The 1,061-nt window shown below is 52.3% G+C and carries 1 protein-coding gene; it reads right to left on the bottom strand.

Annotated elements, in window-relative coordinates:
- A partial coding sequence (gene tuf / locus A6U95_RS28340) for an elongation factor Tu (RefSeq protein ID WP_065686936.1) occupies positions 1 to 1,061 on the bottom strand: 1,061 nt, incomplete at both ends.

The raw sequence follows: 1,061 nt of genomic DNA, 5'->3' as shown, positions 1-1,061 counted from the left end.
GTACGGCCGCCTTCACGGATTGCGAAACGCAAGCCTTGGTCCATCGCGATTGGGTGGATCAGGGTAACAACCATGTTCACGTTATCGCCTGGCATTACCATCTCTACGCCTTCTGGCAGTTCGATGGTACCGGTCACGTCAGTGGTACGGAAGTAGAACTGTGGACGGTAGCCTTTGAAGAATGGAGTATGACGACCACCTTCTTCTTTGCTCAGGATATACACTTCTGAATCGAACTGAGTGTGTGGCTTGATGGAACCTGGTTTAGCCAGTACCTGACCACGTTCGATGTCTTCACGCTTGATACCACGCAGCAGAACACCAACGTTCTCACCAGCACGGCCTTCGTCCAGCAGTTTGCGGAACATTTCAACGCCGGTACAGGTAGACTTAACGGTGTCTTTGATACCAACGATTTCAACTTCTTCGCCAACTTTAACGATACCGCGCTCAACACGACCGGTAACTACGGTACCACGACCGGAGATGGAGAATACGTCTTCGATTGGCAGCAGGAACGGCTGATCGATAGCACGCTCTGGTTCTGGGATGTAAGAATCCAGGTGACCGGCCAGCTCGATGATTTTAGCTTCCCACTCAGCTTCGCCTTCCAGTGCTTTCAGCGCTGAACCACGAACAACCGGCAGGTCATCACCAGGGAAGTCATAAGCAGACAGAAGTTCACGAACTTCCATTTCTACCAGTTCCAGCAGCTCTTCATCATCAACCATGTCGCATTTGTTCATGAATACGATGATGTAAGGAACGCCAACCTGACGACCCAGCAGGATGTGCTCACGAGTCTGAGGCATAGGGCCGTCAGTTGCAGCTACAACCAGGATAGCGCCGTCCATCTGAGCAGCACCGGTGATCATGTTTTTCACGTAGTCGGCGTGCCCTGGGCAGTCAACGTGCGCGTAGTGACGAGTCGGGGTGTCATATTCAACGTGAGAAGTGTTGATGGTGATACCACGAGCCTTCTCTTCTGGCGCGTTGTCGATCTGGTCGAAAGCACGTGCAGAACCACCGTAGGTTTTAGCCAGAACGGTAGTGATTGCAGC

It is taken from the genome of Serratia sp. 14-2641, assembly GCF_001692375.1.
Classification (GTDB): domain Bacteria; phylum Pseudomonadota; class Gammaproteobacteria; order Enterobacterales; family Enterobacteriaceae; genus Chania; species Chania fonticola_C.
The sequence above is the reverse complement of the archived record's forward strand: the minus strand, read 5'-3'. Positions and strand labels throughout refer to the sequence as shown.